This window comes from Phenylobacterium sp. (assembly GCF_044371015.1).
Classification (GTDB): Bacteria; Pseudomonadota; Alphaproteobacteria; order Caulobacterales; family Caulobacteraceae; genus Phenylobacterium.
Window position 1 is genome coordinate 1 of record NZ_JBILUK010000276.1, and the last position, 3,960, is coordinate 3,960.

General features: G+C 65.5%; 4 protein-coding genes and 1 pseudogene. All 5 read right to left on the reverse strand.

Annotation, left to right across the window (positions count from 1 at the left end):
• Positions 1–378: hypothetical protein (locus ACIQ3R_RS16200; protein ID WP_397419889.1), on the reverse strand; the 378-nt coding region annotated here is incomplete at its 3' end.
• Between the two features lie 278 nt (positions 379–656).
• The gene (locus ACIQ3R_RS16205) at positions 657–1,307 is read right to left on the reverse strand and encodes a DUF6134 family protein (RefSeq protein WP_397419890.1); all 651 of its coding nucleotides are present in this window, start codon (positions 1,305–1,307) and stop codon (positions 657–659) included.
• A gap of 62 nt (positions 1,308–1,369) precedes the next feature.
• On the reverse strand, positions 1,370–2,530 hold the full coding sequence (locus ACIQ3R_RS16210) for an MFS transporter (protein ID WP_397419891.1): 1,161 nt from the start codon (positions 2,528–2,530) through the stop codon (positions 1,370–1,372).
• 59 nt (positions 2,531–2,589) lie between these two features.
• Positions 2,590–3,252 (reverse strand): TetR/AcrR family transcriptional regulator, encoded by a 663-nt coding sequence (locus tag ACIQ3R_RS16215; protein WP_397419892.1) that lies wholly within the window; start codon positions 3,250–3,252, stop codon positions 2,590–2,592.
• 128 nt (positions 3,253–3,380) lie between these two features.
• Positions 3,381–3,960, reverse strand: a pseudogene (locus ACIQ3R_RS16220) (VWA domain-containing protein); the annotation flags it as partial.

Sequence of the window (3,960 nt, forward strand, 5' to 3'; positions counted from 1 at the left end):
GTCGCTGAGCGCCGCGAAGTAGGCGTGATAGCCGGTCCAGTAGAAGACGCTGCCAATTGGGCTCAGAATGATCACCGCCGCCAATGCGACGCCCGGGCCCTCGACCAGCGGCAGCAGCGGATAGGAGGCCGCCTCGACCAGGGCGCCCAGGATCACCGTCGACTTCAGCCCGATCCGGCGCGCCAGCGGCAGCACCAGAGGGCGAAGCAGGAGGCGCCCGATGTTCATCGCGGCCATGACGCAAAGGGTCAGTGGGGCCGAAACGCCCGTGTTCAGGAGATAGACCAGCACGAAGACGCCGCCGGCGTTCTCGGCCAGGGTCTGGACGGCGGAGTGCAGATTCAGGCGATTGATCGCTGCGTTGGCGAAGAAGCTCATGGAAAGACCGCCTGTGGGTCAAGTGTGCACACGGATCCGCACCCGCTGTGGCGGGGGGATCGATTCAAGTCGGAGCGGGGCTCAGCCCCTCAGGCGACCGGTGCACATGAGAAGGATGTGCCATGCCCGCGGCGGCAGGGCAACGTGCGTTGAGAACCGCCCCCTCAGTCGGCATTCGCCGACAGCTCCCCGATTGGGGAGCACAATATCCAAGCCAAAACGCCCCCTCCGGCTCCCCCGCTGGAGGAGCTCCCGCGCAACGGGTGAGAGGGTAAGCCTCAGATGCGCTTGTATTCCAGGCGCGAGCCGTCTTCGAGCTTGCCGCGCAGCGCCAGCCAGTTGCCCTGCGCATCGTAGAAGTCGTCGATCTCCGCTTCGCCGCGGATCTGCCAGTGGCCAGGCTTGACGCGGGTGGTGGTGATCTTTAGCAGCTTGCCTTCCTGCTGGTTGAACATCGGCTTTCCGAAGCTGGCCTGGTTCCAGTGGCTGAGCGGCACGGCGTCGGCGGGTCCGCGGACATTGCCGTTCGGGCCGCTGATCTGCACGGCGCCGGCCGCTGCGCGGCCCGCCGCCTTGGTGATCTTGCCATTGCCGTTGGTGGTGGCCTCGACGCTCTGGAAACGGCCGTTGGCCCAGCGCTCCACAGCCGAGTGCTTGTAGCGGTAGACCGGCACCGGCCCGACCTTGACCGTCATGTTGACCTCAGTGCGCACCGTGAGGTCGGCCTCGCCGCCGGCGAAGGTCATCATGTGCTCGCCGACCTTGGTCCCGTTGCGGAAGACCGCGAAGGCCAGGCGCGGCGGCGGCGCGGCCCATGCGGCGGACGGCAGCAGGAGCGCAGGGGCGGCGAGAAGGGCGCGGCGGGGCAGCATCAGGGTCATCGGTGCGTTCTCAACGGTGCAAGCGGGGCAGACCTGATCGATAACCATGGCGATCTCATGACGTGATGGGGGCGAGCAAGAGGAGATCAACGAGAATCCAGAACTCCGGCTCAGGCGTTGATCGGACGGCGGAGCCCACGCGCCGCATGGCTCAATCCCCAGGCCGCGGCCAGCGCACCGCCGGCGGCGAAGGCCCAGCGGTAGGACGCGACTTGCGCCGCGAGACCAAACAGCAACATCAGGACGAGCGTCGCCGCCTGCATGATGAAGCCCTTGATAGATCCGACCGTGGCCCGCGTTTCCGGGTTCAGTTTGTGCTGGAAGCGAGCGTCGGCGTTGACTTCGGCTGTCCAATAGAGGGCGACATAGATCATTGGCAGCACGATGGCCCAGGGCTGGTAGACCGCCGCGCCTGCGACGACGGAGAGCCCCGCCAGCGCGAACAGAAGGGCCAGGGCCATCTGGCTCAGGCCCCGGGCGCGGTGGGCGAGCATGGCGGTGATCGCGCCCACGCCATAGAGCGCGGCCATGAAGAGCGCGATGCCGGACCGGGGCAGTCCGACCTCCAGGGCGAATATCTGCCAGTAGTCGGCCATACCGGTGACGATGGCCTGCATGCCGGCGATGAAAATCAGCAGGCCCGGCACGCCCGGCAGGCTCGCGGCTTCGCGCGCGCCGGTGACGAGGTGCGCCAGGAAAGCGGGACGGTCTCTCGGCGCGAAGACCGGCGCGCGGGGCAGGATATAGGCCGAGGCGGCCGCGGCGAGGCCCGCTGCGGCGCTCCACAACGACAGCTCCGCGTAGCTCAGGTTGGGCAGTGCGGCGGCTCCCAGCGAGGCGGCCAACACGCCCGCAAAGCGCGCGGCCTGGGTGCGGCCGAAGATGCGGACGTAGTCGGGTTCCTGCCCGCGCCGCTTGAGGTCGTCGAAGACCAGAGCCTCGAAGGCGCCCGATAGGGTGGCGCTCTTGACGCCCCAGGCCACCAGACCGATCAGAAATCCCCAGAAACCCGGCCAGACCGCCCAGGCCACGAATCCCAGCGCGCGGATCAACTGAGCCACGGCGAGGAGCAGCCTTCGATCCATGCGGTCGGCCAACACGCCGAGGGGCGCTTCGAGCACGAGCGCCGTGCCTGACCAGGCGGCGAGGGCGATGGCGATCTGCGTGGGCGTCAGGCCGTGCTCGGCGAACATCACCACATAGAACGGCGTGATCAGAATGAAGGTGTCGAGGAAGCGGAGCGAACAGGCGCCGACCAGGAGTCTGCCCATCTAGAGCCCGCCATCAGCGCCTCCCCGACGCGGAACGCGCAAGGGAGGGGAAGCGCCGGTCATTGCGCCTGGAACCCGGCCTCGGCGAAATCGAGCATCCTACGAAGCAGGGACTCGACATCGCCCTCGCGGGTTATCCCGCCGGAGAGATGGTGCAGGCGGTCGAACTCCGCGAAGCGGTTGTTGTGGACCATGCCCAGCACGAAGTGCAGCCGCCAGTAGACATCTTCCTTGGGCAGGTCCGGCCGCGCCGCCATCAGCGCATTGGCGAACCGTTCCAGATGGCTGACATCATTGCGCAGGACGTCCCGCATTTCGGCGTTGCCCTCGGAGCGGGCGCGGATGATGAACTGCATGGAGATGCGGCGATCGTTGTCCGGCGAGGCCCAACGCATGGGCGGTCCCAGATAGGCCTCGAGAATGGCGCGGACGCCTGGCCGGCCATTTTCGCGCGCCGCCGCCTCATGTAGTTGGCGCGCGCGTTCACGATTGAGCTCGCCGGTGCGCCGCCGGAAAATCTCGAACAGAAGGCTGTCCTTTGATCCGAAATGGTAGTTCACGCTGGCGAGATTGACCTTCGCCTCGGCCGTGATGTCGCGCACCGAAACGCTCTGAAAGCCGTGGAGCGCGAAGAGCCGCTCTGCCGCGATGAACACCTGGGCCTTGGTGGCGGCCTGGGCTTCTTCGCTCTCGGGTCCGTCCTGCAGCACAGGCTCGGTCATCAGCGCCCCGCCGTTAGAGCCCTTCCCGTTCAGATGGAGTCACCTGAACGGGACGAAAAAAGTCTATAAATCAATAATTTAGAGCGTCTCATCATCCGAAGACCGGTTCCCACTTCTCGGAAGACGCTCTAGCGCGACAGCTCTTTCATGGCCTTCTCCAGGCCGTCGATGGTCAGCGGGAACATGCGGTCGCCCATGATCTGCTTCACCAGACCGATGGACGGCGTGTAGTCCCAGTGCCGCTCGGCGGTGGGGTTGAGCCAGACGGCGTGCTTGTAGATCTGGGTGACCCGATCCATCCAGACCGCGCCGGCCTCCTCGTTCCAGTGCTCCACCGAGCCACCCGGATAGGTGATCTCGTAGGGGCTCATGGTCGCGTCGCCGACGAAGATCACCTTATAGTCGTGCGGGAATTTGTGCAGGATGTCGAAGGTGTTGAGCTTCTCGGCGTGCCGGCGGCGGTTGTCCTTCCACACGGACTCATAAAGACAATTGTGGAAGTAATAGAACTCCATGTTCTTGAATTCGGAGCGCGCGGCCGAGAACAGCTCCTCACAGATCTTGATGTGGCTATCCATGGAGCCGCCGACATCCAGGAACAGCAACACGCTGATCTTGTTGCGCCGTTCAGGCCGCATGTTGATGTCGAGATAGCCCTTTTCGGCCGTGCCCTTGATGGTCTTGTCCATGTCGAGCTCTTCCACTGAG

What these genes read in the sequence shown, in the direction of transcription:
- ACIQ3R_RS16215 (WP_397419892.1), bottom strand. Translation starts at nt 3,252, where the DNA reads ATGACCGAGCCTGTGCTGCAGGACGGACCCGAGAGCGAAGAAGCCCAG.
- ACIQ3R_RS16210 (WP_397419891.1), bottom strand. Translation starts at nt 2,530, where the DNA reads ATGGGCAGACTCCTGGTCGGCGCCTGTTCGCTCCGCTTCCTCGACACC.
- ACIQ3R_RS16205 (WP_397419890.1), bottom strand. Translation starts at nt 1,307, where the DNA reads ATGGTTATCGATCAGGTCTGCCCCGCTTGCACCGTTGAGAACGCACCG.